This window comes from Morganella morganii (assembly GCF_041099235.1).
In the GTDB taxonomy this organism is placed as follows: domain Bacteria; phylum Pseudomonadota; class Gammaproteobacteria; order Enterobacterales; family Enterobacteriaceae; genus Morganella; species Morganella morganii_E.
Window position 1 is genome coordinate 47,941 of record NZ_JBFZSO010000007.1, and the last position, 26,436, is coordinate 74,376.

26 protein-coding genes and 1 other annotated feature are annotated in these 26,436 nt (G+C 51.7%); of the genes, 19 read left to right on the forward strand and 7 right to left on the reverse strand.

Annotation, left to right across the window (positions count from 1 at the left end):
- Positions 1-27: 27 nt before the first annotated feature.
- From ureG to AB7038_RS12710, 8 genes are all read left to right on the forward strand, one after another.
- Positions 28-663 carry an urease accessory protein UreG gene (gene ureG, locus AB7038_RS12675; protein ID WP_004237089.1) on the forward strand — a complete coding sequence of 212 codons (636 nt, stop codon included), beginning with the start codon at positions 28-30 and terminating at the stop codon, positions 661-663.
- Positions 660-1,625, forward strand: a complete 966-nt coding sequence (locus AB7038_RS12680; protein WP_015422437.1) for an urease accessory protein UreD — start codon at positions 660-662, stop codon at positions 1,623-1,625. Before ureG ends, AB7038_RS12680 begins: the two co-directional genes overlap by 4 nt.
- A gap of 93 nt (positions 1,626-1,718) precedes the next feature.
- Entirely contained in the window at positions 1,719-2,711 is a 993-nt protein-coding gene (gene yut, locus AB7038_RS12685; RefSeq protein ID WP_004237091.1) for an urea transporter, read from the forward strand.
- Positions 2,712-2,723: 12 nt separating this feature from the next.
- A complete protein-coding gene (locus AB7038_RS12690) occupies positions 2,724-3,890 on the forward strand; it encodes an NAD-binding protein (protein ID WP_368889796.1) in 1,167 nt (388 codons plus the stop codon).
- A gap of 12 nt (positions 3,891-3,902) precedes the next feature.
- On the forward strand, positions 3,903-4,985 hold the full coding sequence (locus AB7038_RS12695; RefSeq protein ID WP_369453432.1) for an FUSC family protein: 1,083 nt from the start codon (positions 3,903-3,905) through the stop codon (positions 4,983-4,985).
- A gap of 40 nt (positions 4,986-5,025) precedes the next feature.
- Positions 5,026-5,409, forward strand: a complete 384-nt coding sequence (gene crcB / locus AB7038_RS12700) for a fluoride efflux transporter CrcB (protein WP_004237097.1) — start codon at positions 5,026-5,028, stop codon at positions 5,407-5,409.
- A 170-nt stretch (positions 5,410-5,579) separates the two neighbouring features.
- Positions 5,580-6,017: a hypothetical protein gene (locus tag AB7038_RS12705; RefSeq protein WP_369453433.1), complete on the forward strand. Its 438-nt coding sequence runs from the start codon at positions 5,580-5,582 to the stop codon at positions 6,015-6,017.
- A gap of 4 nt (positions 6,018-6,021) precedes the next feature.
- Positions 6,022-6,594 carry a hypothetical protein gene (locus tag AB7038_RS12710; RefSeq protein ID WP_108655540.1) on the forward strand — a complete coding sequence of 191 codons (573 nt, stop codon included), beginning with the start codon at positions 6,022-6,024 and terminating at the stop codon, positions 6,592-6,594.
- Positions 6,595-6,743: 149 nt separating this feature from the next.
- Here AB7038_RS12710 and AB7038_RS12715 read toward each other — a convergent pair whose 3' ends face one another.
- Positions 6,744-7,412, reverse strand: a complete 669-nt coding sequence (locus AB7038_RS12715; RefSeq protein ID WP_004237098.1) for a YtjB family periplasmic protein — start codon at positions 7,410-7,412, stop codon at positions 6,744-6,746.
- A gap of 101 nt (positions 7,413-7,513) precedes the next feature.
- Here AB7038_RS12715 and serB point away from each other — a divergent pair, with 101 nt between their 5' ends.
- From serB to nadR, 3 genes are read left to right on the forward strand one after another with little or no spacing between them, the layout of a single operon-like run.
- Positions 7,514-8,491, forward strand: coding sequence for a phosphoserine phosphatase (gene serB / locus AB7038_RS12720; RefSeq protein WP_004242106.1), 978 nt, complete (start codon positions 7,514-7,516; stop codon positions 8,489-8,491).
- Between the two features lie 25 nt (positions 8,492-8,516).
- The gene (radA, locus tag AB7038_RS12725; protein ID WP_368889792.1) at positions 8,517-9,905 is read left to right on the forward strand and encodes a DNA repair protein RadA; all 1,389 of its coding nucleotides are present in this window, start codon (positions 8,517-8,519) and stop codon (positions 9,903-9,905) included.
- 12 nt (positions 9,906-9,917) lie between these two features.
- Positions 9,918-11,180: a multifunctional transcriptional regulator/nicotinamide-nucleotide adenylyltransferase/ribosylnicotinamide kinase NadR gene (gene nadR / locus AB7038_RS12730; RefSeq protein WP_368889791.1), complete on the forward strand. Its 1,263-nt coding sequence runs from the start codon at positions 9,918-9,920 to the stop codon at positions 11,178-11,180.
- A gap of 347 nt (positions 11,181-11,527) precedes the next feature.
- Here nadR and ettA read toward each other — a convergent pair whose 3' ends face one another.
- Both ettA and AB7038_RS12740 read right to left on the reverse strand, forming a co-directional pair.
- Positions 11,528-13,195, reverse strand: a complete 1,668-nt coding sequence (gene ettA, locus AB7038_RS12735; protein ID WP_032099035.1) for an energy-dependent translational throttle protein EttA — start codon at positions 13,193-13,195, stop codon at positions 11,528-11,530.
- A 213-nt stretch (positions 13,196-13,408) separates the two neighbouring features.
- A complete protein-coding gene (locus AB7038_RS12740) occupies positions 13,409-13,834 on the reverse strand; it encodes an Exc2 family lipoprotein (RefSeq protein WP_368889790.1) in 426 nt (141 codons plus the stop codon).
- Positions 13,835-14,414: 580 nt separating this feature from the next.
- On the opposite strand from AB7038_RS12740, the gene sltY reads away from it, so the two are divergent.
- Both sltY and trpR read left to right on the forward strand, forming a co-directional pair.
- Positions 14,415-16,340, forward strand: a complete 1,926-nt coding sequence (gene sltY / locus AB7038_RS12745; RefSeq protein WP_369453434.1) for a murein transglycosylase — start codon at positions 14,415-14,417, stop codon at positions 16,338-16,340.
- Between the two features lie 110 nt (positions 16,341-16,450).
- On the forward strand, positions 16,451-16,756 hold the full coding sequence (trpR, locus tag AB7038_RS12750; protein ID WP_072872023.1) for a trp operon repressor: 306 nt from the start codon (positions 16,451-16,453) through the stop codon (positions 16,754-16,756).
- A gap of 1 nt (position 16,757) precedes the next feature.
- On the opposite strand, the gene AB7038_RS12755 is transcribed toward trpR, so the two are convergent.
- A complete protein-coding gene (locus AB7038_RS12755) occupies positions 16,758-17,621 on the reverse strand; it encodes a helix-turn-helix domain-containing protein (protein ID WP_368889788.1) in 864 nt (287 codons plus the stop codon).
- A gap of 169 nt (positions 17,622-17,790) precedes the next feature.
- Between AB7038_RS12755 and AB7038_RS12760 the strand changes: the two genes are divergently transcribed.
- The gene (locus AB7038_RS12760) at positions 17,791-18,333 is read left to right on the forward strand and encodes a GNAT family N-acetyltransferase (RefSeq protein WP_072872024.1); all 543 of its coding nucleotides are present in this window, start codon (positions 17,791-17,793) and stop codon (positions 18,331-18,333) included.
- Positions 18,334-18,383: 50 nt separating this feature from the next.
- Here the strand turns inward: AB7038_RS12760 and yjjX are convergent, their stop codons facing one another.
- A complete protein-coding gene (gene yjjX, locus AB7038_RS12765; protein WP_349418930.1) occupies positions 18,384-18,920 on the reverse strand; it encodes an inosine/xanthosine triphosphatase in 537 nt (178 codons plus the stop codon).
- A gap of 189 nt (positions 18,921-19,109) precedes the next feature.
- Here yjjX and gpmB point away from each other — a divergent pair, with 189 nt between their 5' ends.
- The gene (gene gpmB, locus AB7038_RS12770) at positions 19,110-19,757 is read left to right on the forward strand and encodes a 2,3-diphosphoglycerate-dependent phosphoglycerate mutase GpmB (RefSeq protein ID WP_368889787.1); all 648 of its coding nucleotides are present in this window, start codon (positions 19,110-19,112) and stop codon (positions 19,755-19,757) included.
- A 73-nt stretch (positions 19,758-19,830) separates the two neighbouring features.
- On the opposite strand, the gene robA is transcribed toward gpmB, so the two are convergent.
- Positions 19,831-20,751, reverse strand: a complete 921-nt coding sequence (gene robA, locus AB7038_RS12775) for an MDR efflux pump AcrAB transcriptional activator RobA (protein WP_368889786.1) — start codon at positions 20,749-20,751, stop codon at positions 19,831-19,833.
- Positions 20,752-20,961: 210 nt separating this feature from the next.
- On the opposite strand from robA, the gene creA reads away from it, so the two are divergent.
- The gene (gene creA / locus AB7038_RS12780) at positions 20,962-21,453 is read left to right on the forward strand and encodes a protein CreA (RefSeq protein WP_139294275.1); all 492 of its coding nucleotides are present in this window, start codon (positions 20,962-20,964) and stop codon (positions 21,451-21,453) included.
- A 79-nt stretch (positions 21,454-21,532) separates the two neighbouring features.
- Here creA and arcA read toward each other — a convergent pair whose 3' ends face one another.
- Complete coding sequence (gene arcA / locus AB7038_RS12785; protein WP_004237112.1) at positions 21,533-22,249, reverse strand: two-component system response regulator ArcA; 717 nt, start codon at positions 22,247-22,249, stop codon at positions 21,533-21,535.
- 615 nt (positions 22,250-22,864) lie between these two features.
- On the opposite strand from arcA, the gene thrL reads away from it, so the two are divergent.
- The 3 genes from thrL (at position 22,865) to thrB (ending at position 26,435) form a co-directional block, all read left to right on the forward strand.
- Positions 22,865-22,954 (forward strand): thr operon leader peptide, encoded by a 90-nt coding sequence (gene thrL / locus AB7038_RS12790; RefSeq protein ID WP_369453435.1) that lies wholly within the window; start codon positions 22,865-22,867, stop codon positions 22,952-22,954.
- Positions 22,896-23,010, forward strand: a sequence feature (Thr leader region). (Overlaps the previous gene by 59 nt.)
- 29 nt (positions 23,011-23,039) lie before the next feature.
- Positions 23,040-25,499 (forward strand): bifunctional aspartate kinase/homoserine dehydrogenase I, encoded by a 2,460-nt coding sequence (thrA, locus tag AB7038_RS12795; protein ID WP_369453436.1) that lies wholly within the window; start codon positions 23,040-23,042, stop codon positions 25,497-25,499.
- Between the two features lie 3 nt (positions 25,500-25,502).
- A complete protein-coding gene (gene thrB / locus AB7038_RS12800; protein WP_368889784.1) occupies positions 25,503-26,435 on the forward strand; it encodes a homoserine kinase in 933 nt (310 codons plus the stop codon).
- Position 26,436: the final 1 nt, after the last annotated feature.

Sequence of the window (26,436 nt, forward strand, 5' to 3'; positions counted from 1 at the left end):
GCTGACTTATTTTCCGGGAGTATATTGATGAAAAAAATGACACGGATCGGCATCGGCGGCCCTGTTGGCTCAGGTAAAACGGCGATTATTGAAGTGATCACCCCGATCCTGATCGAACGCGGGATCAAGCCGTTAATCATCACCAATGACATCGTGACCACCGAAGATGCGAAACAGGTCAAACGCACCCTGAAAGGGATCCTCGATGAAGAGAAAATTCTCGGCGTTGAAACCGGTGCCTGCCCGCACACCGCCGTGCGCGAAGACCCGAGTATGAACATTGCAGCCGTGGAAGATATGGAAGAGCGCTTCCCGGACAGCGACGTCATCATGATCGAAAGCGGCGGCGATAACCTGACACTGACCTTCAGCCCGGCACTTGCTGACTTCTATATCTATGTTATCGATGTGGCGGAAGGGGAAAAAATCCCGCGTAAAAACGGCCCGGGCCTGGTGCAGGCGGATATCCTGGTCATCAACAAAATCGACCTCGCGCCGTACGTCGGTGCCAGCCTGGAAGTGATGGAAAGCGACACTAAAGTGGTGCGCGGTAACCGTCCGTATGTCATGACCAACTGCAAAACCGGCGAAGGCGTGGTGGAGTTGGTGGATATGATCATGGATAAATTCCTGTTCACCCACCAGGCGGGAGCAAAAGCATGACACAACTGAGGGCTGAGATCGCGGGGACGCCGACACGTCTCCGGGCTCATCTCTTAGGGGAAAAGGCGCCGGAAATGGCGCCTTACCAGGATGAGCCAAAACAGATGCAAAGTGGTGCCATCGGGAAAAGCGGCTATCTGAAACTGCGGTTTGCCAAACGGGAATACCGCAGTGAAATGGTGGAAATGGAGCGCCGTGTGCCTTCTCTGGTGCAGCGCGCGTTGTACTGGGATGAAATGATGCCGCAGATGCCGTGTGTCACTATGATTTCCACTTCCGGCTGCCTGTTACAGGGCGACCGCCAGGCGCTGGATCTGATTGTGGAAGAGGGGGCGTGCGCCCATGTCACCACGCAGTCCGCCACCAAAATTCACATGATGGAGGCGAACTACGCCACGCAGTACCAGAATGTGGTAGTGGAAGCCGGCGGTTATCTGGAGTTTATGCCGGATCCGATTATCCCGCACCGTAATGCTCGTTTTTTAACGGACACACAGATCACGGTTGATCCGACGGCAACGGTGATCTACTCCGAGATCCTGATGTCGGGGCGGAAATATCACCATCCGGACGAACAATTCGGGTTTGATATTTTTTCCTCAAAGATCCGGGCGCAGGACAATGAGGGAAAAGAATTATTTGTTGAAAAATACATTCTGGAACCGAAAAAAGAAGCACTGAATGTGGTCGGCGTGATGGGGGGGTTTGATGTTTTCGGTAACGTGATTTTACTGACACCGAAAGAGCATCATGCCCGTATCCTGGAGCGTCTGGAAGCCCGTTATGACACGGATGAAGAGGTTGCATTCGGGGCGACGCAGTTGCCGAACGAGTGTGGTCTGGTCTTCAAAGTGCTGGGAATCGACAGCCCGAAAACTAAGGAAGCTGTCCGTTATTTCTGGCAAATCGCCCGGGAAGAGATCCTCGGCATCACATTGCAGAAACCGTTCCTGTGGCGCTGATGCGCTGCAGGATGACACCGGTGGTTACTCAGGGGACTGGTTATTATCAGCATAATCAGTCCCTTTGTCCGGTTTACCTTCAGGGGAAAGACGATGGCAACTTCAACAGTCAGTCAGAACGGCTGGAATAAACTGGCCGGATCCAATCCTGTCATACATTTTATTGATATCACGCTGCGTGGTTGTGCGCAGGTGATGTTTCAGAACAACCCGCTGACCGGGCTGTTCTTTTTCGCCGCTATTTTTATCGGTGCATACAGTGAAGGTATCCCGGCGGTCGGCTGGGGCTGTCTGCTCGGTACTGTGGTGTCCACGCTGACGGCGTATGTCAGCAAAATGGATGTCACCTCACTGCGTGCCGGGCTGTACGGCTATAACGGCTGTCTGGTCGGTGTGGCGCTGCCGACCTTCCTGGATAACACACCGTTTATGTGGGCGGCCATTGTGCTCGGCAGTATCGTGGCGGTGATCGCCACCATCTCACTGACCGATTTCCTGAAAAACTGGAAAGTGGCGGCGCTGACCGCGCCTTTCGTACTGGTGACCTGGACTATCCTGCTGGCCAGTTACAGTTTCTTTGGTATCAAAGGCGTCAGCCTGCCGGGACCGGCACTGCCGGATCAGTATGTGGCACCGATCGCGGGGATCCCGTATTCCGATCTGATCCCGGATATTTTCCGCGGTGTGTCAGAGGTCTTTCTGCTGAGCAGCATTACCGTGGGGATCCTGTTTGTGATCGGTCTGGCAGTCAGCTCGGTGTGGGCGGCGGTCTTTGCGGTCTTTGGCTCACTGCTGGCTTTCGGTGTGGCATCTTTCCTGAAAGCGGACTTCGGCAGTGTGCATACCGGGCTGTATTCCTTCAGCGCGGTGTTAACTGCGATCGCACTGGGCTCCACATTTAACAAACCGAGCTTCAAAGTGCTGGTGTATACCGTTGTGGGTGTGATTTTTACGGTGTTTGTCCAGGGCGCGCTGGATGTGGTGGTCTCGCCGTTCGGCATTCCGACACTGACCATGCCGTTTGTTCTGGCCTCCTGGCTGTTCCTGGTACCGAATCAGGACATCATGCCGGAACACCGTCAGTAAAAGGGGAGAAATATGCAGAGTAATCTACTGAAGGCAGGGTTACATAAATTACTGAGTCTGCGGGTGATCCTGTCGGTGCTGCTGTTTATTGACGCGGTGATGATCCTGTCGCCGGTGCTGTTTTCCTATAGCGGGGATATTGCCTGGCAGGACGGCGGTTTCACCGCGTGGTTACAGTCGCTCGGGTTTATAAAACTGCTGGATATTCCCCGCTTTATGCTGGGGTTACTGCTGGCACTGCTGGCGCTGCTGATGCTGACCGGCGCACGTATCGCCTGGCTGTTCTCCCTGTTTATCCTGCTCACGATGGTACTGATGGATCTGGGGCTGGCCCGGGAATACTCGCTGCAGGGACTGTTCTCGCTGGCTCTGCTGATTGCGTCCGGCTGTCTGTGGCGGCAGTTCCCGCATCACAGTCTGACCAGTGCCGGCGTGGTGGCGATCAGCAGTATTATCCTGCTGGTAGTGTATTCCGTCTTCGGCACCCTGTATCTCGGCAATGAGTTCCAGCCGCATGTCACGGATATCTCAGCGGCCTTCTACTTTGCCCTGGTCTGTATGACCACGGTCGGCTTCGGGGACATCATCCCGATCAGCGTGGAAGCGCGGATGTTTACCCTGACGGTGGTGGTGTTCGGTATCACGATTTTCACCACATCCATTGTGTACATTGTGGGTGTCGTCCTGCGCGGCACACGCGAGATTGTCAAAAAGAGGTTGTTACACATGAAAGAGCATTATGTTGTTATCGGCGCGAATCCGCTGGCGGTCAATATTTATAAGGGACTGAAAAAACGCGGTTTGCAGGTGGTGGTGATCTGTTCTGATGAGGACAAAAAGCACTTCCCTGACGGTACCGTGACCGTAGCCGGTGACAGTGCGGATGCCGTGACTCTGAATGAAGCCAATGTCAAAGATGCCCGCTGTGTGATGGCCATCAGTGATAATGACGCGGATAACACCTTTGCGCTGCTGGCGGTGAAACAGCTGGCCGGTGAAGGGGTGAAAACTGTGACTGTGGTGAATCAGGAAGAGAACCGCGACAAAATGCGCCTGCTGCATGCGGATATGACCTTCTCCCTGTCACAGCTCGGCAGTGAAGTGCTGATGAAAATGCTGTGCGGCGAGAACATCAATAACAGCGTTATGGCTGACATCTTATTAGCCAAAGCGCCATAAGCAGGGCCGGTTGTGAAGCATAAAGAAAAAAAAATAAATCTGAGCCACGGGATCTCCCGGGCTCAGTCATTCTTCTATTCCCGGTTTAAACAGCTGCACGGCATCCGCATTGCGCTGGCGTTTACACTGACATTTCTGGTGTTCCGGGAATTACACAGCGATAAGCTCGATTATATCATCATGACACTTATCTCTATCCTGATGCCGATGCCGTACTGGGGAAATGTGCTGATCCGCTCGATGCAGCGCACCCTCGGCACGGTGATTGGTTCGCTGATAGGGATGCTGCTGCTGTACACGGAAACCCACTCTTTCCCGCTGATGCTGGCGCTGGCGACGATTGCGATGTTTGTCTGCGGCCTGATCGCACTGGGCAAAAACATGTATGTCGGGATGCTGATCGGGATGACCATCAGTATCGTTGCCACCGCACCGGTCGGGGATATGGACTCCGCGCTTATCCGTTCGGCGCAGACCGTGGGCGGCTCGATTCTGGCACTGGTGTTCTCGGCGATCCTGCCGCTGAAAGGGTTTGTGTTCTGGCGGATGAATATCAGCACCATTCTGCGTGATATTGCCAGGTTATATGATGAGCACATCATGAAACTGAGCAGTACCGACCCGGAGCGGTGGGATAATCAGCTGAAAGACACGTTATCCACACTGCTGACCTGCAATACCTATATTGCACCGGCCGTCAAAGAGACCCATGTTCCGGCTGCCACCTTTACGGCCATTCACGGGCGCATCCGGCGGCTGGTGGCGATTCTGGAACTGCTGACCGATACCTTCAGTAAAAACTACTTCGCTCATGCGCTGAACACCGAAAATCCCTACATTGTGCAGCTGCAGAAAAGTAACAGTGAGATCATGAAACTGCTCTCTGATATCTTTGTGCAGGGGAAAGACGATGACACCATGGATAAACTCCAGGCACTGCGTGCCAGCACACATGAGCTGCATCAGAAGATCAATGCACAGCCGGAAAGTAATTCGGCGGATGCCATGATGGTCGGGATGAGTGTGGAGGTTATCAAACTGCTGGATGAAGTGTGCGGACTGGTTCAGGTTGACATTTTAAAGAAATGCGCATAAACACAGAAACATTGAAACAAAAATGACGTAAGGTTTTTCTATGTTAAATGTGATCCTCAGCATTTCCGCAGGATCAGTACTCGGCGGCCTCGGCCGCTGGGTGTTGAGTAATAAATTCAACCCGGTGCTGGCAATGATGCCGCTGGGGACGTATCTCGCCAATATTATTGCCGGTTATATTATCGGGCTGGCAGTGGCGTTTTTCTCTTCTCACCCGACGCTCCCGGCAGAATGGCGGCTGTTTATTGTCACCGGGTTCTGCGGCGCGTTATCGACATTCTCTACCTTCTCACTCGAGATTGTGCAGGCTTTCCAGGCCGGGCGCATCCACCACGGTATGGCAGAAATCGCCCTGCATGTGCTCAGCTCCCTGCTGATGACCTGGCTCGGCCTGCTGACCTGGCAGGTGTTGCAGCACCGGTAAAAGAAATATTTAAAGATAAGGGGGGGCCGGGAGAGATTTTCCGGCTTTCTCACCTCTGCTATTAATACGACAATTATTCTGGTTTAGGATAAATCACCCTGTTAATGATTTTAATTTATACTTATAATTTTTATTATTATCTATTTCTATGTCATTAATAAGGATTTTATATGGCCATTAAAAGATTTTATTTCTCTCAGCTTGCCGACTTAAGAATAGAAGGTGTTGGTATTCATGCCAGTTACGGAATCACACTAATAGTAAATGAAGAAGATAATAATAACGGAAAGAGAATAAGAGTGTCAGCATTAGGTAAAAGTAATGCGGCGAAAGCAGCAGGTTCCGGTAAGTTATTATTCTGGTGTGTAATAACAAATAATTTAAATCATAATAAGTATATTCCGGAAATGAAAAAAGGTGAATCATGGGCAATGGGTGTAGATGATATACCTATCGGTAGTGTTGACTTTGATTTCATAAAATCAGCGATAACACCGGAACTAACAGTTGAATTTGGTTACGTCTATGACGCAGGGTATGCCGGTAATGTAGTTCCTTTCCCAAGAAGTTCAACAAAAACGATAAAATTAAATAAATTTAAATGGTGACAATATGATTTTGATAAAATCAAAATGGATCATTCTGGTATTCTCATTATTTATATTATCAATGAATATAAATAAATCATTGGCAAATGAAAGTGATAATAATGGTGTGAAAGTTGCATCTGATTTAATCATGAAGTTAACATTTGCAGATAGCATCGATAAAAAGAATGAAATTTTAAATGAAATAAAAAAAATAAAAGAAGAGAATAAAACAGATATGAATGTGGCTAACATTTATATCAGTGGGCTGGTCGGTGAAAAACAATATGATCTCGCATTATCAGAAATAAATGAAATTAGTAATGATGATAAAGAAGGTCGGTTTTTTTTGTTAAAGTGCATGCTAATGGACAGGCTGGAAAAAAAAGAAGTAGCTGACTGTTATACATCATATATAGAAATCAAAAACAAAAAGAAAGAAAAAGATATTGATTATATAATGGCTCTGTATTTATCGGGGAGTCCGAAGTATCAAACAGAAAAAGAAGAGTATATAAAAAACAGTAAGTTTGCAGATGATCTTCAACCATTGGATACAAAAAGTAAAAGAGACGTTTTATCAGAACTATTCCCGTAAAGATCGGTACTGGCGGGATTATCGTGGTTTAATTATTCCGGACGATATTTTATTTTTCGGATTTCGCAGACTCAGTGAGTACGCCGGATACCAGCGTACTCACTGAGCAATCATATCTTTCCGGGCCCTCACGTCCGCTTTTGGGGAAATTATTCTCCTTTTTCTTTCTCTTCTGTTTTCTTCCCCGGCTTCTCATCTTCATTTTTCAGATTGGCAGTCAGCAGATACAGAGATTGCTGCCAGCGGCTCGGGGTCAGCTGCAGCAGATTATTGGCGAGCACAAAGCCGATACCGAGGGCGAGAAGTAACATCACCCGCAGCAGATTGGTGGTGTTATCCACCTGGGTGGATTCCGTGGCCAGACGGTGGGTATCGATGGTCAGGCGCAGAAAGCCTTTCGGGCCTTTTTTTCCGGGGATGGCGGCGACAATCTGGTGATTAAAATAACTGCCGGCTTTTTGTCCGTCCAGCGCCAGGCGATCGCGGACAGTGATACTCTCGCCGCTGCCGGCTATCTGTACCCCGTCATCCTGATATACTGTGGCATCAAGAATGCGGCTGTTGGTGGTCAGCTGCGCTAAATTTGCCGTAATTTGTTTCTTATTGAGCACTTTCCCGTTATCGTCTATAGCATCGGAAAGGTTAAACGCCACCTGTTGTGCCAGCGAATAGGCCAGTTCATTAAACTGATCCATTGACGACTGCTGGTGGACGCGGCTGAAATAAGACACACCCTGCAGCAGACAGACCATCAGGGCGAGACAAATCAGAATAATGGCTGTTTTATGCAGCCGGAATGTTAACTTCGTTTTGGCCATTGTTTATCCGTTTTTCCGTTGTCGCCACCATATTGCCAGAAGCGGAAATTTTTATCTGCTACCATCATGAATATTATCAGGGATTATAGGAGTATCTGTTGATGTCGACGAGTCTGACCTACTGTTATTTGCCGAATGAAATCCATAAGTGGCCGGGCCTTCCTCTTTCCCTGAGCGGAGATGAAGTGATGCCGCTGGACTACCGGGCGGGTGACAGCGGCTGGCTGCTGTACGGGCGCGGACTGGATAAAGCGCGGATCAGCGATTTCCAGCACCGGCTGGGTGCGGCAATTGTGGTGGTCTCGTCATGGCGGATCGATGACTATCAGGTGGTGCGGATCGCAGGCAGCCTGACCGGGCGTATCAAGCGGGTAGCGGATGAGTTTCAGATGGATGTCGTGCCGCTGGGTAATATCCCGAAACTGCGCTCCCCGGGATTATTGATGATGGATATGGATTCCACTGCGATCCAAATCGAATGTATCGATGAAATTGCCCGGCTGGCCGGGGTCGGTGATGAAGTTGCGGAAGTGACGGAAAGAGCGATGCAGGGCGAGCTGGATTTCAGCGAAAGCCTGAAAGCGCGTGTCGGCCTGCTGGCCGGGGCGGATGCCGCCATTTTACAGCAGGTACTGGATACACTGCCGCTGATGCCGGGGCTGACCAGCCTGGTGCGCAAACTCCAGGCGATGGACTGGCATGTCGCGATTGCCTCCGGCGGATTTACTTTCTACGCCAATCATTTAAAAGATTCTCTGCGCCTGATTGCCGTCTATGCCAATCAGCTGGAAATTAAAGACGGCAAACTGACCGGCAAAGTCAAAGGCCCGGTGGTGGATGCCAAATACAAAGCGCAGGCACTGGTGAAACTGGCGGAATTTCTCAATATTCCTTTAGAGCAGACCGTGGCGATCGGTGATGGTGCCAATGACCTGAAAATGCTGAAAAAAGCCGGTCTCGGTATTGCCTTTCACGCCAAACCGAAAGTCTATGCACGGGCGAAAGTGGCTATCCGCCACGCTGACCTGATGGGGGTGATGTGCACCCTCAGCGGTGGTCTGAAACACGAAGAACGTTAATTTATCAGTTATTACGGGGTCACGAGTGGCAAAACCAGCAAAACGCGCCTTTGTCTGTAACGAGTGCGGGGCGGATTATCCCCGCTGGCAGGGGCAGTGCACCGCGTGTCAGGCGTGGAATACCATCACGGAAGTCCGGCTGGCTTCTGTCTCATCATCTGCGGCACGCAATGATCGCCTCAGCGGTTATGCAGGGCAGAGCGGTGTCAGCAAAGTACAGAAATTGTCGGAAATCAGTCTTGAGGAACTGCCGCGTTTCTCCACCGGTTTCAAAGAATTTGACCGTGTGCTGGGCGGCGGTGTGGTGCCGGGCAGTGCCATTCTGATCGGCGGTAATCCGGGCGCCGGGAAAAGTACCCTGCTGTTACAGACCATGTGTCAGCTCGCGGCGCAGATGAAAACCCTGTATGTCACGGGGGAGGAATCCCTGCAGCAGGTGGCGATGCGGGCACACCGCCTCGGGCTGCCGATGGGCAATCTCAATATGCTGTCGGAAACGGCGATTGAGCAGATTTGCCTGATAGCAGAGCAGGAACAGCCGAAGCTGATGGTGATTGACTCCATCCAGGTGATGCACATGGCGGATATTCAGTCTTCGCCGGGCAGTGTGGCACAGGTGCGCGAAACCGCGGCCTATCTGACCCGCTTTGCCAAAACCCGCGGCGTGGCGATCATTATGGTCGGTCACGTCACCAAAGACGGCTCTCTGGCCGGGCCGAAAGTGCTTGAGCACTGTATTGACTGCTCGGTCATGCTCGACGGCGAGGCCGATTCCCGTTTCCGCACACTGCGCAGCCATAAAAACCGCTTTGGTGCGGTGAATGAGCTGGGCGTGTTTGCCATGACGGAGCAGGGGCTGCGCGAGGTGAGCAACCCGTCTGCCATTTTCCTGAGCCGCGGGGATGAAATTACGTCCGGCAGTTCGGTGATGGTGGTCTGGGAAGGCACACGTCCGCTGCTGGTGGAAATCCAGGCGCTGGTGGATCACTCGATGATGTCGAATCCGCGCCGTGTGGCGGTCGGGCTGGAGCAAAACCGGCTGGCGATCCTGCTGGCTGTGCTGCACCGTCACGGCGGATTGCAGATGTCGGATCAGGATGTATTCGTCAACGTGGTCGGCGGGGTAAAAGTGACGGAAACCAGTGCGGATCTGGCATTGCTGCTCTCGCTGGTGTCCAGTTTCCGTGACCGGCCGATCCCGCGTGATGTGGTGATCTTCGGCGAAGTCGGGCTGGCGGGGGAGATCCGTCCGGTGCCGAGCGGCCAGGAGCGGATCTCGGAAGCGGCCAAACACGGTTTTAAACGGGCGATTGTGCCGAATGCCAACCGTCCGAAAAACCCGCCGCCGGGTATGCAGGTGTTCGGGGTGAAAAAACTGTCGGATGCCCTGTCTGTGCTGGATGAACTGGAATAAGTGAGGCAGAGAATGACCGATTTTTCCTATCTGAAACAAGCCATTAAACAGGCGGGTGTCACACTCCAGCAACTGGCGGATCAGTGCGGGGTGACCAAAGGGTATCTCAGCCAGCTGATTAACAACAAAATCAAAAGTCCCGGCGGCCAGAAGCTGGCCGGGCTGCACAGTGCGCTGGGGCTGGACTACCCGCTGAAGCAAAAAATTACCGGGGTGGTATTCGGGAAGTTTTACCCGCTGCACACCGGCCATATTTATCTGATCCAGCGGGCGTGCAGTCAGGTGGACGAACTGCATGTGATCCTCTGCCATGATGAGCCGCGTGATAAAGCGCTGTTTATCAACAGTTCGATGTCTCAGCAGCCGACCGTCAGTGATCGCCTGCGCTGGCTGCTGCAAACCTTTAAATATCAGAAAAATATCCGCATTCACTCATTTGATGAACATGCGTATGACCCGTATCCGCACGGCTGGGAGCACTGGAGTCAGGGTGTGTGCCAGTTTATGCGGGAAAAAGGGATCACACCGGATTTTATCTATTCAGGCGAAAAAGCAGATGTGCCGCGCTACCGTGAATCATTCGGTATCGAAACAGTGCTTATCGACCCGGAACGTACCTTTATGAATATCAGCGGGCGGCAGATCCGCCAGGCGCCGTTCCGCTACTGGGATTACATTCCGACAGAGGTTAAACCCTTCTTTGTGCGCACTGTGGCGGTGCTCGGCGGGGAGTCCAGCGGAAAATCCACACTCGTCAATAAACTGGCGAATATGTTCAATACCACCAGTGCATGGGAATACGGACGCGATTATGTGTTTTCCCACCTGGGCGGAGATGAAATGGCACTGCAGTATTCCGACTATGACAAAATCGCGCTGGGACACGCACAGTATATTGATTTTGCAGTGAAATATGCTAATAAAGTCGCATTTGTGGATACGGATTTCGTTACGACCCAGGCTTTCTGCAAACGGTATGAGGGTAAAGAGCATCCGTTTGTGCAGGCACTGATTGCGGAATACCGCTTTGACCTGGTGATCCTGCTGGAAAATAACACGCCGTGGGTGGCTGACGGACTGCGCAGCCTCGGCAGTGACAATGACCGCAAAGCGTTTCAGGATCTGCTGATCGATATGCTGCGGGAAAACGGTATTAAGTTTGTCCATGTGACATCGGCAGATTACGACACCCGTTTTCTTGAGTGCGTCGGGCTGGTTCAGCGTTTGCTGATGCTGGATGCCCCTGAAATTCGTGACGGGGATCAGCAAAAATAAAGAATGTTGTGAGAATCGAAAAATAATCAGGTAATTTCCGTGAGAAATTATTTTTCTCTTCTATACTGAAAGGAACAAGGACAACACACAGCGTCCGGCAGAATTCAGGGCAACAAAGGGAGGAAAGATGAAGAGTAAAGGATTCCTTTACTGATGGTGTTAACTGATTGATTTATTTGTCAGTTTTAAGTGTCATGAAAGCGGTAAGTATGAAGTAGTCAGTCAGCTTCGGTTGTACCTTAAGTACCAGGTTCAATGTAATACCCGTAACAAAAGACACTCTTTTATCCATCCAACCAAAAAATGCCGCGTGGTTCCTCACCACGCGGCATTTTCCGTTATATGACTTATTTGGTCATACGTTTGTACTTGATACGGTGCGGCTCCAGTGCGGCCTCGCCGAGAGTCCGTTTCTTGTAATCTTCATATTCACTGAAGTTACCTTCGAAGAACTCCACTTTCCCTTCATCCTGATAGTCAATGATATGGGTGGCGATACGGTCAAGGAACCAGCGGTCATGGGAAATGACCATGGCGCAGCCCGGGAATTCCAGCAGGGCGTTTTCCAGCGCGCGCAGGGTTTCGATATCCAGGTCGTTGGTCGGTTCATCGAGCAGCAGCATGTTGCCGCCGACCTGCAGCAGTTTGGCCAGATGCAGACGGCCGCGCTCACCTCCGGATAACTCACCGACACGTTTGCCCTGGTCAACGCCTTTGAAGTTAAAGCGTCCGACATAAGCACGGCTCGGGATCTCAGTGGTACCGATACGCATGATATCCTGCCCGCCGGACACTTCTTCCCAGACGGTTTTCTTATCATCCATGGCATCACGGAACTGATCAACAGACGCGATAGTCACAGTATCACCGAGAGTGATAGTACCGGAATCCGGCTGTTCTTTGCCGCTGATCATGCGGAACAGGGTGGATTTACCCGCGCCGTTCGGCCCGATAATCCCGACAATCGCCCCTTTCGGCAGAGAGAAACTCAGGTTATCGATCAGGGTGCGGCCATCATAGGATTTTGTCAGGTTTTCCACTTCCAGCACTTTGTCACCCAGACGCGGACCAGGCGGAATAAAGAGTTCGTTGGTCTCGTTACGTTTCTGGTACTCGACGCTGTTCAGTTCCTCAAAGCGGGCCAGACGGGCCTTGCCTTTGGACTGACGGCCTTTCGGATTCTGACGGATCCACTCCAGTTCTTTCTCGATAGACTTGCGGCGGGCCGCTTCAGAAGAAGCTTCCTGTGCCAGACGGGCATCTTTCTGCTCCAGCCAGCTGGAGTAGTTCCCTTCCCACGGAATACCTTCACCACGGTCGAGTTCGAGGATCCAGCCGGCGACGTTATCAAGGAAGTAACGGTCGTGGGTGATCGCCACAACGGTGCCCTCGTAATCGTGCAGGAAGCGTTCCAGCCAGGCGACAGATTCCGCATCCAGGTGGTTGGTCGGTTCGTCGAGCAGCAGCATATCCGGTTTTTCCAGCAGCAGGCGGCAGATAGCCACACGGCGGCGCTCCCCCCCGGACAGATTACCGATTTTGGCATCCCAGGCCGGTAAACGCAGGGCATCTGCCGCACGTTCCAGCTGGTTATCCAGATTATGGCCGTCATGAGACTGGATAATCGCTTCCAGTTCACCCTGCTCTTTGGCGAGTTTGTCAAAATCCGCATCCGGATCGGCGTACAGCGCGTACACTTCATCCAGACGGGTCAGGGCGTTTTTCACTTCCGCAACCGCTTCTTCAACCGCTTCACGGACAGTGTGTTCCGGATTCAGTTTCGGTTCCTGCGGCAGATAGCCGATGTTCAGACCGGGCTGCGGGCGTGCTTCACCCTCAATATCAGTATCCACACCTGCCATGATGCGCAGCAGGGTTGATTTACCGGCACCATTCAGGCCGAGAACACCGATTTTGGCGCCCGGGAAGAAACTCAGAGAGATATCTTTCAGTATATGACGCTTCGGCGGCACAATTTTGCCGACACGGTGCATCGAATAAACGTATTGAGCCAATGTAGTCTACCTTTTTTCGTTGATGGGGCATCTGCGGGGCATTATGACTAAGTTTTACGTTTAGTTAAAGCCACTCCGGTGTCAGTATTGCCCGGTTGCCGGCAGTGACCGGCGGGTACAGCAGATCCCCCATTCTAACACCGGCCTGCGTTATTCTCACGGTGATCGTGCCGTTGCCGGGATCCGCGTCATGATGAACCGGAGACCGGTGTGCTATCTGCCGCTGTAACCGGCCTCATAAGCAGCAATAATATTGTCTGTCAGTATTTTTTTGTGCTGGTCCGGGCGGTCACTTTCATTTACTTTCTCAGTATGTACTTTTGGTGAAATAAACTGTGTTGTCCCGGTCATACTGCTCAAAAATTCGTTACTTCTGAAATAACTAATTCGTTCTTTATATTGTTGCTGTGTTATTCCGTCTTTTTTATCTTTGATACCGGCATCATAAAATTGTTTAAAAAACGGCGTCATGAGTTTAACAGAGCTATTTATATGAGTCTGAAAATTAGGGTCAGAATCCTGAGCGGTCAACTGGTAGACATAGTGGCGGGTGATTTTCTCATAGGCAGTCTGCTGTGATGCACATGCTGTCAGGGCAAATAATGCAGAGATGATTATTATGTTTTTTATATTATTCATAATGTATTACGTCCTTTACGGTTATCAGTAAACCGGATGTGGTGTAAAAAATATGAGAATATTTTTAATGGAAACCGGAAATACAACAAGTGATGTGTATCATATATTTTATGATTTCTGACTGTAATTTAAAAAAATAAAAGAACGGAAAAATATAATTATCTGATTAATTAAAATGATGTGTTTATCCGGAAGCAAGGGGCAAAAAAAAGACGACCGGAGTCGTCTGAAATGTGTTCACTACTTATAGAGTTATTGATAGTGCTCAGGAGCCCGCTTACGGCGGTAGCCGGTTTCCTGAAGTGTTATCATTATAATTTTAAATTTAATTTTACTATATAGTAAGAATGGCGGCTACGCCAGACGATATCACTGCATTATGTTTAATAAACCATCATTTACGGCAAAGGGAATACACAATAAGAATAATCAGACATATATTCTGAATAATATAATTTCCGGTATCTGGTTATCTGGTACAACGGTATGATTTGTGTCTGCGTGACAGGGCACTTACACTGTGTATCAGGGTCTGAGGTATTGTGCAGATAAACGGTAATGAAGGAGACAGGAGCAGATCATGAGGAAATGTAAATGGCCGGGCGTGGCAGCCCTCAGCATGCTGATGTTTTCAGCACTGGCGTCAGCGGATTCACTGAGTGAGCAGCGTCAGCGCTATCAGGATGTCAAATCTGCCTGGGATGCCAATAATATGGCGGAAGTGGAACGCCTGATGCCGTCACTGCGGGACTATCCGCTCTATCCTTATCTGGAATACCGTGAACTGACACAGGACATGAGTCTGCTGACAGCCGGTCAGGTGAAAAATTTTACGGATACCCATCCGAATCTGCCGTCAGCGGCAAGTCTGAAAAATAAATTTATCAGTGAGCTGGCCAAACGTAATGACTGGCAGGGGCTGGTCAGCTACAGCACCACTGTGCCGAAACCGGTCAGTGCGAAGTGCGACTATTATTATGCCAACTGGCAGACCGGAAACCGTCAGGTGGCGCTGGACGGGGCAAAATCTGTCTGGCTGGCGGGAAATTCCCTGCCGTCCTCCTGCGATAAGCTATTTGATGTCTGGGATCAGTCCGGCGGACTGACACCGGAACGCGTCCTTGAACGCATCAGTCTGGCACTGAAAAACGGCAATTCCTCTCTGGTCAGTTATCTGGCAAAACGTCTTCCCGCTTCTTATCAGACCATCAGCAATGGCCTGATTAATTTACAGAAAAACCCGGCATCTGTGGTGACATTTGCCCAGCTGAGCCCGACGGATTTCACCCGCCAGGCCACAATCTCCGCTTTCTCCGCCTATGCCCGCAAATCACCGGATGCGGCACGGGCTGACCTGAACAGTGTGGCGCGCGCCCAGAAAATGAATGACAGCGAGCGTCAGCAACTGAAAGATGCCGTCGCGTGGCAGTATATGGGGAGCGACGTGACAGATGAGCAGGCGGCCTGGCGTGACGAGGTGATTCAGGAAACCGATTCTGTCACCCTGCGCGAGCGCCGCGTGCGTCTGGCGCTGAGTAACGCGGATGACCGCGATCTGGATCGCTGGCTGACCCGGTTACCGGCGGACGCTCAGCAGAAAGAGGAATGGCAGTACTGGCGCGCGGTATTGCTGGAAAAAGGCGGCAATAAAGCGGCTGCGGATGCCATTCTGGAAAAAATCACTCAGGGTCGCGGGTTCTATCCGATGGTGGCGGCACAGCGTCTGGGTAAACCGTATGTCATGATGATTAATGCGGCGGACAAACCGGACAACAGCATCAGCAATCTGCCGGAAATTCAGCGTATCCGTGAGCTGCTGTACTGGCAGATGGAAGGGCTGGCCCGTACCGAGTGGCTGAATCTGGTGGACAGCCAGACACCGGCACGCAAAGCACAGCTGGCGCGTTATGCGCTGGAGCAGGGCTGGGCGGATCTGAGTGTACAGGCGACGATCAACGGCAAGCTGTGGGATCATCTGGAAGAGCGCTTCCCGCTGGCCTGGCAGAATGAGTTTGATGAGTTCACTCAGAATAAAAATATCAGCAAAAGCTATGCGATGGCGATAGCCCGTCAGGAAAGTGCCTGGAACCCGCAGGCGCGTTCACCGGTCGGCGCGACCGGGCTGATGCAGCTGATGCCGGAAACCGCAACCCAGACTGTCCGCGATAACGGTATTACGGATTACAGCAATACTGCGCAGTTGGTTAATCCGCGTAAAAATATTGAGATAGGCACCGCGTATCTCAACGGCGTGTATAACCAGTTCGGCCAGAACCGGATTCTGGCGAGTGCGGCATATAATGCAGGCCCTAACCGGGTGACCCGCTGGCTGAGCAACAGCGGCGGACGGCTCGATGCGGTTGCCTTTGTGGAAACCATTCCGTTCGCGGAAACCCGGGGTTATGTGAAGAACGTGCTGGCGTTTGATGTCTTTTATCAGAACTTCCTGAAGGGGCAGCGCCCGGCGGATGTGCTGACACCTTCCGAACAATCAATGCGTTACTGATCCTTCCCTTCCGGCCCGGTTCAGCAGAAGACAGCTGCACCGGGCTTGTGTTATCCTAGGTGTACTAGTTAACGGGTACTTTTTGTACTCCCGATCCTATGGGGTGACACATGACGACAGACCAACTTCAGGACAGCGACTGGCAGCGCTTTGTCAGCCTGCTGCGCAACGCCTATTCACAGGATATTGAATCCCACCTTTTTCAGCTGCTTTTTACCCCGGATGAGCGCACAGCGCTGGGCACACGTGTGCGGATCGTCGAGGAACTGCTGCGCGGTAAGATGAGTCAGCGTGAGCTGAAAAGTGAGCTGGGGGTCGGCATTGCGACCATCACCCGCGGCTCCAACAGCCTGAAATATGCTCCGGAAGAGGTGAAAGCCTGGCTGGAGCAGGAACTCCTCAGCAGCAAAAAATAACTCAGCGGTTCTGCCGCCGGTACGTTGTCAGGGAAATGCCGGTCTCCCGTCTGAAATAGCGGCACAGGTAGGACGGATCATCAAAGTGCAGTTTGTCTGCGATCTGCTCCACTGACAGCGTGCTGTAACGCAGGAGTGTCTTGATTTCAGGGATAACCCGGCGGTTGATCAGTGACTTGGGTGAATGATTGAAAAACGTTCCGGTCAGCTGTGACAGATAAAACGGCGTAATATTTAACTGCCGCGCATAGTACTGCACATCCCTGTGTTCCCGGCTGTGGCGGCAGATAAGTTCCCAGAACCGCCAGCACAGCGTCTCTTTCCGGCTGTATTTTTGTGTGGCTGCCGGGGCATCCGGCGGCATTCTTTCCGCTATCCGCAAAAACAGATTCTGTAAATGATTACGCTGCATAATGTGCCGGTAAACCGGGCTGTTGCGGGTGATATCCTGCATTTGTGCCAGCCACATTGTCAGCAGCGGTTTTTCCTCCGGCAGCGGGATGCAGCGGGGATATTCATGCAGAAACAGAAACAGCGGGTTAGGCAGGACATAAGCGATTTCGGCAGAGAAGGAGGCCGGGATCAGACAAAAAAACATACGAAATCCCCGCGAGCGCCTTTTCAGCAGCGCGATCGTATCTTCCGCCAGTACCAGAATATCCCCCGCACGTACAGGCTGAGATTTAAAATTCAGTGTCATATGCGCGTATCCCGCCCGGCAAATCATCAGGGTGAGATATGCATTTCCGAAGGTCAGCGGCACGCCGTTGTGTTCGGCCAGTGTGCTTTCCCCTGTCAGTAATGTGTCCGTCTCTTCCGTCAGCACCGGAATCTGGTCTGTCAGCGTAATATCGGGAGTTGCCATTTTTGCCATCCAAAAGCAGATATAAGAGGAAACGTACCACAATAATTTTCAAAAGTACCGAAAGTACGGAGGTTTGTTGCTTACCGCCGGTCTGTCATCAGGCTACACTTCCCGCCATCACAGAAAGAGCCGCCGGGGCTGAATATATAACTGAAGTAAGGTAAGCCGTATGAAATTAGAAACAGAACGTATGATTCTGCGCCCGTGGGCAGAAACCGATGCCGCTGATTTATATGAAGTGGCGAAAGATGACCGCGTCGGCCCGATTGCCGGCTGGCCGCCGCACAGTTGCATCGCGGAAAGTGCCGATATTATCCGCACCGTTTTTAACCTTGATGAGGTCTATGCCACTGAACTGAAAGCGAACGGACGGGCTGTGGGCTGTACCGGGATTCTGATCGGTGAAAACAGCAACTTTGACATCAGTCAGCGGGAAGGGGAAATCGCCTACTGGATTGGTGTACCGTACCAGGGACAGGGGCTGATCCCGGAAGCGGTCAGGGAAGTGATGCGCCATGCATTTGAAACCCTGGAGCTGGATGCACTGTGGTGCGGCTATTTTGAAAATAATGAACAGTCACACCGCGTTCAGGCTAAGTGCGGGTTCCGTCATCATCATACCGAAGAGAACAAATTCAATCAGTTCCTGAATGATTACCGGACTGAACATATCAGCCGTATTACGCGGGAAGAGTGGCTGGCACAGCAGTAAATGTGCCGGGAAGGTCACCGGGCCGGTAATTACCGGTCCGGTTTTTCAGATCAGGATTCTTTGGTGTTCAGGGACTTATAAATTTCGTGCTGGATAGGCACCAGCGCCAGGATAATCGCCTGCTCATAGACACTGGTCCGGGTCAGCGCACCGCCGGTGAAGAAACCGATCGCTCCGCCTTTCTGTTTGATATCTTCGACCCCGGTCAGGTCGGCCATTTCATCACCCAGTTCGCGGCCTTCGCGGATCCCCGCGAGAATTTTTTCCGGCAGCATCAGGCTGGCAGAACGGGATTCCCCGCGCAGCTGGCGGTGCTCGACAACAATCCAGGCAAAGGTCATATCGCCTTCAATACCCGCCTCAACACCAACCCAGAAATCGGCTTCCGATCTGACCTGACGGGCGGCATTAACGCGCTGGCGGGCGCCGGTACGGGTTTCGGTGTTCCCGATAGGCTGCTGCGGCACGCTGCTGTCCACATTCACATCTTCAATATCAAAATTGCCGTTACCCAGCACCACTTCAAAGGCGGAACGGATAGCCTGAATTTTGGCCGGATTAGTCGTTGCTGCGATAATATGAAACATGATAATTAAACTATCCACGTAATTATGTTTGCCGCAGTATAGCGAATATTGATGGCTTTCCGCAGATTTTTTTAGACGGTGCCGTGCGGTGAAAGAGTTTCAGGGATAAAGCGTGATCCCGGGAATGTTTTTACGGTATGGTAGCGGGGTAATCAGACTTTCACACAGTAAAAGCAGAGATTGATAGTTATGTCACAGGTATTTCTTGTCCGTCACGGCGAAACTGAATGGAACGTTCAGCGCCGTATCCAGGGTCATTCTGACAGCCCGTTAACACAAAGTGGTATCGATCAGGCGAAGCAGGTTGCCGGGCGTCTGAAAAATGAAGGGATCACCCATATTATTGCCAGTGATCTGGGCCGCACACAGCAGACCGCGAAACTGATCGCAGAAGCCTGCGGTTGTGAGATCATTGCGGATCCGCGTCTGCGTGAACTCAATATGGGCGTGCTGGAAAAACGTCAGATCCATACCCTGACCGAAGAAGAAGAAGGCTGGCGTAAGAGTCTGCTTAACGGCGCGGAAGACGGGCGGATCCCGGAAGGGGAATCGCTCGCGGAGCTGGAAAGCCGTATGCGGTCGGCGCTGGAAAGTACGCTGGATCTGCCGGAGGGCAGCAAAGTTCTGCTGGTCAGTCACGGTATTGCGCTGGGATGCCTGATCGGTTCTGTGCTGGGGCTGCCGGCGTATGCGGAACGCCGTTTGCGTCTGCGTAACTGTTCGTTATCCGTGCTGGAGTATCAGGAAAGCCCGTGGCTGGCGGATGGCTGGGTGGTTGAGACGGCCGGTGACACCACACATCTGAGTCTTCCGGCGCTGGATGAAGTGCAGCGCTGAGTAAAACAATGAATCAGACACCGCCCGGAGGAACAAGACACCACCAGCGGCGGTGTTTGTTCTGCGGGAGTGATTACTGCGGATCGCGTCTGACAGGAATATAGTACTTAAATTCCTCGATATGACGGCGCGGATCAGAATCATCCACATCGGCCACATCCGGATAACGGATGTCGGCACCTTTCTTCAGCTTATAACGTTCAATATCGTAACCGTGGCGGCGGGTGATCCCCAGGCGTGGTACGCACTGGCCGTAAATGGTGAACAGGAATTCCTGTATGGCGCTGCGGTAAGGAATTCCGCTGAACGTAAAGCAGAGGTACTCCCCGCCGGGCATATCCATTTCACGGACATTTTCCTCTGTTGTAAAGGCAGCAAACTGACTCTCAACGGCGGTGGTATAGGTGACTGTCTGCTCATCTTCTTTATCCGGATTGCGGGTGGTGCGGTACAGCCCGTACACATAATCGGGAATGATTTTCGCCACGGAAACATGATGCAGCCAGAACTCCTGACGCATATGGGTACAGGCGGTAGCCCAGTCTTCCAGACGATGTGAACAGCTGTGCTCAATACCGGCAACAGTCAGCGGCGGCAGTGTGACAAACTCATGTTCCGGCATCGGGGTATCATCAAGCAGAATCGCGGAACAAATCCCGTCAGAGCACCATTCGTCAAGACGGCGGTACAGTGCCGGTGTTTTATTAAACTGTTTCTTGAATGCGCGGGTAAAGGTTTGCTGCGAGTCGAAACGATACTGTAATGCGATATCTAAAATGGGACGGGCTGTCAGCCGCAGTGCAATGGCTGCGCGTGATAAACGGCGGGCGCGGATGTAAGCGCCGATGGCCTCACCGGTAACGTCCTTGAACATACGTTGTAAATGCCACTTGGAGTAGCCTGCCTTCGCAGCGACGTTATCGAGGGAAAGTGGCTGATCTAAATGCTCATCTAACCAACGGAGTAAATCGCGAATGATGCTGGTCTGATCCATACATCTCCCTTATTGGATTGATGAAGTTCTGAAAGAGATATAACGAATTTATATTCTAACCTGAGTGATTATCAACGAGATAATCATTTACCAATTATTACTTTTGGCCGGAAAAATGTTTTAAGAACAGGGCGACTGTCATAAACTGGTAAGATGGATTATCTTTAAAATCATACAATTTTCAAATGGTTTTCTTGGGCTATTAATATTATGAATCAGACTCACCGGTCTATACTGGGAATTATCACAGCTATTTCACTGAGTTCGTTATCCTTTTTGAGCCATGCTGAAGAAATCGGCTCTGTGGATACCGTATTCAAAATTCTGGGGCCGGATCACAAGATTGTGGTGGAAGCCTTTGACGATCCGGATGTGGAAAATATTACCTGCTACCTGAGCCGGGCAAAAACCGGCGGGATAAAAGGTGGGCTGGGTCTGGCGGAAGATACCTCCGATGCCGCGATTTCCTGCCAGCAGGTCGGGCCGGTTACGGTCAGTGATAAAGTGAAAAAAGGCCGCAAAGATAAAGGTCAGGTGGTATTCCAGAAGCGGACATCCATGGTATTCAAAAAGTTACAGGTGGTTCGTTTCTATGATGAGAAACGTCACGCGCTGATTTATCTGACTTATTCAGACAAAGTGGTCGACGGCTCGCCGAAGAATGCGCTGAGTGCGGTGCCGATCATTCCATGGAACAAATAACCGGATAACAGCAACAACAAATCCCCGGTGGTACTCGGCATCACCGGGGATTTCGTATATATGTTACCGCAGCGGAAGATTACTCTTCGAGATCGCCGCAGAACCGGTAACCTTCGCCGTGAATGGTGGCGATGATTTCCGGCGTATCCGGTGTGGACTCGAAATGCTTACGGATACGGCGGATGGTGACATCCACTGTACGGTCATGCGGTTTCAGTTCACGGCCGGTCATTTTCTTCAGCAGTTCAGCACGGGTCTGAATCTTGCCCGGATTCTCACAGAAGTGCAGCATTGCACGGAACTCACTGCGCGGCAGCTTGTACTGCTCGCCGGTTGGTCCGATTAATGAGCGGCTGTTGATATCCAGTTCCCAGCCGTTGAACTTGTAACTTTCCACACTGCGGCGCTCTTCGCTGCCACCGGCCAGATTCATGGTCCGTGACAGTAAGTTGCGTGCGCGGATAGTCAGTTCACGCGGGTTAAACGGCTTGGTGATGTAGTCATCAGCACCGATTTCCAGACCGAGGATTTTATCCACTTCATTATCACGGCCGGTTAAGAACATCAGTGCCACGTTTGCCTGTTCGCGGAGCTCACGCGCCAGCAACAGACCATTTTTTCCCGGGAGGTTGATGTCCATGATAACCAAATTGATATCATGGTCTGACAGCACATTGTGCATCTCTGCACCATCAGTGGCTTCATGTACCACGTAACCCTCTGCTTCGAAAATACTTTTCAGGGTGTTACGGGTGACGATCTCATCTTCAACAATTAAAATATGCGGGGTTTGCATAGTCGCTACCTAAATTACTTAGAATAATAAGAAATCTGATTATCTGCCCGTGTAACCTGTGCCGGTATCGTTGTGGTTATGTCCGGCACATCACCACAGACAGAAAAAAATCTTGTTCAGACCGCATTTTAACAATCACTCAACTCAGAACGTAAGGAATTGAAACGATTCGTACCAATATTAGTCTATTAACACCAATATAACAGCAACCCAATCATTTACCATCCGGAAATCTAACCTTTGTTGATACATATCAAAATCAATTGTAGCACGTTAACACAATTTTCAATTGTTAATTGCCGGTTTTAATGATTGTCAAATAAATAGAAATACAATGTTAAGCATTATATCTGACTTGTCTGATTATTGTACATTTTTCTGCCGGGTAAACAGCGAAAAACGCAACCTGTATGATAAAAGTGAAAAAATACAGAAACTCCTGGTTCTGTAAAATTAAATACCGGTTGATGAGATGATAACCGCGTTAATTTGCCGTAATTTCTTTTTATACTGATATGTGATCAGATTCAAATTGTCTGATTCTGCGGGCAAATCTGAAGAATAATTTGACATCAACCTGCCTTTCCTTTAACCGTAATAGGGTTAACCAGACAAATGACAGACAGGAACCTCATGCGTAATCACAGCCTGACCATGATTATTATTACCACCACCACCACCATTACCACCGGCGGTGCGGGCTGACGCATATCTGAAATCACGAAAAAAGCCCGCACAATGACTGTGCGGGCTTTTTTTTTGGACTAAAAACGGCAGGAGCAGATGACACATGCGTGTACTTAAATTTGGCGGCACATCCGTGGCAAACGCGGATCGTATACTGAACATCGCAGGAATCGCGGAGAAAAAACTCGCGCAGGGACAGCTCGCCATGGTGCTTTCCGCACCGGCGAAAATCACTAATTACTTAGTGGCGATGGTGGAGCAGACCGTCAGCGGGCAGGAAGCAAACACCCTGGTACACGATGCCGCCGCGATTCTCGGGGCGATTCTGGACGAGCTGCGCGATGCGGTGCCGGGCTTTGAATATGACCGGCTGAAGCATGAAACAGAGCAGGAAATCAGCCGGATCCGCCGGGTGCTGCATGGTGTGTCACTGCTGGGACAGTGTCCGGATGGTATCAACGCTAATATGATCAGCTGCGGCGAGCGTTTTTCTATTGCAGTGATGGCATCACTGCTGAAAGCCCGCGGCCATAAAGTGACGGTGATTGACCCGGTGGCCAATCTTCTGGCGGTCGGTGGTTATCTGGAATCCACTGTTGATATTAATGAATCAACAAAACGCATTGCGGCGCTGAATATCCCGTCTGACCACATCATTCTGATGGCGGGATTCACAGCCGGTAATGAAAACGGCGAGCTGGTGGTGCTGGGGCGTAACGGCTCTGATTATTCCGCGGCAGTACTGGCGGCGTGTCTGCGTGCCTCCTGTTGTGAAATCTGGACTGATGTGGACGGCGTGTATACCTGTGACCCGCGTTTTGTCCCGGATGCCCGTCTGCTGAAAGGCATGTCGTATCAGGAGGCGATGGAGCTCTCCTATTTCGGGGCAAAAGTCCTGCATCCGCGCACTATCGCGCCGATTGCCCGGTTCCGGATCCCGTGCCTGATTAAAAATACCCTCAATCCGGACGCGCCGGGCACGCTGATCGGCGACGGTCAGCGGGATGACAGCCTGCCGGTGAAGGGGATCACCAACCTGAATAATATGGCGATGTTTAATGTCTCCGGGCCGGGCATGAAAGGGATGGTCGGGATGGCGGCGCGGGTGTTTACGGTGATGTCCCGCCGCAATATTTCTATCGTGCTGATTACTCAGTCTTCTTCCGAATACAGCATCAGTTTCTGTGTGGCGCAGAAAGATAAAGCCCGCACTCAGCAGGCGCTGGAAGAGGAGTTCTATCTGGAGCTGAAAGAGGGCGTGCTCGACCCGCTGGATGTACTGGATAACCTGGCGATTGTCTCCGTGGTCGGGGATGGTATGCGGACACTCAAAGGCATTTCCGCACGGTTCTTCTCGGCACTGACCCGTGCCAACATCAATATCATTGCGATCGCGCAGGGCTCATCCGAGCGTTCCATTTCTGCGGTGGTGGATAATGATCTCGCGGCGGCTGGTGTGCGCCTGTGTCACCAGATGCTGTTTAACACTGACCGTATCGTGGAGGTGTTTGTGGTGGGTGCCGGCGGAGTCGGCAGTGCGCTGCTGGAGCAGATCCGCCGCCAGCAGGCGTGGCTGAAAGCCCGGAGTATCGACCTGCGTGTGTGCGGTATCGCGAATTCAAAAGCCATGCTGACCAATATGCGCGGTATTGATTTACAGGACTGGCGTCAGTCGCTGGCGCAGGCTAAGGAACCGTTCAGCCTCAGCCGTCTGATCCGGCTGGAAAAGGAGTATCACTTCCTCAACCCGGTGATTGTGGACTGTACATCGAATGAGGAAATCGCTCTGCAATATGCGGATTTTCTGAAAGACGGTTTCAACGTGGTAACGCCGAATAAAAAAGCCAACACACTGTCCATGGATTACTACCATGAATTGCGCAGTGCGGTGGCGGCATCAAAACGTCAGTTCCGTTATGACACCAACGTCGGTGCCGGGCTGCCGGTGATCGAAAACCTGCAAAACCTGCTCAATGCGGGGGATGAACTGGTGCAGTTCAGCGGCATTCTGTCCGGTTCGCTCTCCTTTATTTTCGGTATGCTGGATGAAGGAATGTCACTGTCTGAGGCAACGGCGGCAGCGAAAGCCAAAGGCTTTACCGAGCCGGATCCGCGTGATGATCTCTCCGGGATGGATGTGGCGCGTAAGCTGCTGATCCTGGCCCGTGAAGCGGGGCTATCCCTTGAATTAGCGGATATTGAGGTGGATTCAGTGCTGCCGCCGGATTTTGATGCTTCCGGCGATGTGAATACCTTTATGGCGAATCTGCCGTCACTGGATGCGGCCTTTGCCGCGCGTGTGGCGAAAGCCGCAGAAGCCGGTCGTGTTTTACGTTATGTTGGTGTCATTGATCATGGCCGCTGTCAGGTGAAAATCACTGAGGCAGACGGTAACGATCCGCTGTATAAAGTGAAAAACGGCGAGAACGCCCTGGCGTTTTATACCCGCTACTATCAGCCGATCCCGCTGGTACTGCGCGGTTACGGCGCGGGGAATGATGTGACAGCAGCCGGGGTGTTTGCTGACGTGCTGCGGACTATGTCATGGAAACTGGGAGTGTAAAACGTGATAAGAATTTATGCACCGGCGTCAATCGGGAATGTGAGTGTGGGGTTTGATGTGCTGGGTGCGGCAGTGTCTCCGGTCAGCGGATCACTGCTCGGCGACTGTGTGTCCATCGCGAAGGCAGAGACGTTTTCACTCAGAAACCGCGGGCGTTTTGCCGGGAAACTGCCGGTGAATCCGAAGCACAATATTGTGTATCAGTGCCGTGAACGGTTCAGTGAGATCATTCATGATGATCTGCCGGTCGCCATGGTGCTGGAAAAAAACATGCCGGTGGGATCGGGGCTGGGTTCCAGCGCCTGCTCGGTGGTGGCCGCGCTGGTGGCACTGAATGAATACACCGGCAGACCGCTGGATGAAATGACGCTGCTGCGCCTGATGGGCGAGATGGAAGGGCGCATCTCCGGCAGTGTGCATTATGACAATGTCGCACCTTGTTTCCTGGGCGGATTACAGCTCAATATTGAAACCGGCGACAGCGTCAGCCAGGCAGTGCCGGGGTTTGAACACTGGTACTGGGTGATGGCGTATCCCGGCATCAAAGTCTCCACGGCGCAGGCACGGGCGATTTTACCGGCCACCTATTCACGGGCGGATATTGTCAGCCACGGGCGCAACCTGGCCGGATTCATCCACGCCTGTCACACCGGACAGGCCGACCTGGCGGCGGCGATGATCCGTGATGTGGTGGCAGAGCCGTACCGCCGTGAATTATTACCGAATTTTGATGCGGTTCGTGAGCAGGTGCTTGCACGCGGTGCGAAGGCATGCGGCATCTCCGGCTCGGGGCCGACCCTGTTTGCGGTCTGTGACAGCAAATCAGCGGCAGATCAGGTGGCGGATGTCTTTAACACACAGTATTTGCAGAACAGCGAAGGGTTTGTCCATCTGTGCCGTCTCGATCTCAAAGGCGCACGTCAGATAAGTGCATAAA

What these genes read in the sequence shown, in the direction of transcription:
- ureG (WP_004237089.1), top strand. Translation starts at nt 28, where the DNA reads ATGAAAAAAATGACACGGATCGGCATCGGCGGCCCTGTTGGCTCAGGT.
- AB7038_RS12680 (WP_015422437.1), top strand. Translation starts at nt 660, where the DNA reads ATGACACAACTGAGGGCTGAGATCGCGGGGACGCCGACACGTCTCCGG.
- yut (WP_004237091.1), top strand. Translation starts at nt 1,719, where the DNA reads ATGGCAACTTCAACAGTCAGTCAGAACGGCTGGAATAAACTGGCCGGA.
- AB7038_RS12690 (WP_368889796.1), top strand. Translation starts at nt 2,724, where the DNA reads ATGCAGAGTAATCTACTGAAGGCAGGGTTACATAAATTACTGAGTCTG.
- crcB (WP_004237097.1), top strand. Translation starts at nt 5,026, where the DNA reads ATGTTAAATGTGATCCTCAGCATTTCCGCAGGATCAGTACTCGGCGGC.
- AB7038_RS12705 (WP_369453433.1), top strand. Translation starts at nt 5,580, where the DNA reads ATGGCCATTAAAAGATTTTATTTCTCTCAGCTTGCCGACTTAAGAATA.
- AB7038_RS12710 (WP_108655540.1), top strand. Translation starts at nt 6,022, where the DNA reads ATGATTTTGATAAAATCAAAATGGATCATTCTGGTATTCTCATTATTT.
- AB7038_RS12715 (WP_004237098.1), bottom strand. Translation starts at nt 7,412, where the DNA reads ATGGCCAAAACGAAGTTAACATTCCGGCTGCATAAAACAGCCATTATT.
- serB (WP_004242106.1), top strand. Translation starts at nt 7,514, where the DNA reads ATGTCGACGAGTCTGACCTACTGTTATTTGCCGAATGAAATCCATAAG.
- nadR (WP_368889791.1), top strand. Translation starts at nt 9,918, where the DNA reads ATGACCGATTTTTCCTATCTGAAACAAGCCATTAAACAGGCGGGTGTC.
- AB7038_RS12740 (WP_368889790.1), bottom strand. Translation starts at nt 13,834, where the DNA reads ATGAATAATATAAAAAACATAATAATCATCTCTGCATTATTTGCCCTG.
- sltY (WP_369453434.1), top strand. Translation starts at nt 14,415, where the DNA reads ATGAGGAAATGTAAATGGCCGGGCGTGGCAGCCCTCAGCATGCTGATG.
- trpR (WP_072872023.1), top strand. Translation starts at nt 16,451, where the DNA reads ATGACGACAGACCAACTTCAGGACAGCGACTGGCAGCGCTTTGTCAGC.
- AB7038_RS12755 (WP_368889788.1), bottom strand. Translation starts at nt 17,621, where the DNA reads ATGGCAACTCCCGATATTACGCTGACAGACCAGATTCCGGTGCTGACG.
- AB7038_RS12760 (WP_072872024.1), top strand. Translation starts at nt 17,791, where the DNA reads ATGAAATTAGAAACAGAACGTATGATTCTGCGCCCGTGGGCAGAAACC.
- yjjX (WP_349418930.1), bottom strand. Translation starts at nt 18,920, where the DNA reads ATGTTTCATATTATCGCAGCAACGACTAATCCGGCCAAAATTCAGGCT.
- gpmB (WP_368889787.1), top strand. Translation starts at nt 19,110, where the DNA reads ATGTCACAGGTATTTCTTGTCCGTCACGGCGAAACTGAATGGAACGTT.
- robA (WP_368889786.1), bottom strand. Translation starts at nt 20,751, where the DNA reads ATGGATCAGACCAGCATCATTCGCGATTTACTCCGTTGGTTAGATGAG.
- creA (WP_139294275.1), top strand. Translation starts at nt 20,962, where the DNA reads ATGAATCAGACTCACCGGTCTATACTGGGAATTATCACAGCTATTTCA.
- arcA (WP_004237112.1), bottom strand. Translation starts at nt 22,249, where the DNA reads ATGCAAACCCCGCATATTTTAATTGTTGAAGATGAGATCGTCACCCGT.
- thrL (WP_369453435.1), top strand. Translation starts at nt 22,865, where the DNA reads ATGACAGACAGGAACCTCATGCGTAATCACAGCCTGACCATGATTATT.
- thrA (WP_369453436.1), top strand. Translation starts at nt 23,040, where the DNA reads ATGCGTGTACTTAAATTTGGCGGCACATCCGTGGCAAACGCGGATCGT.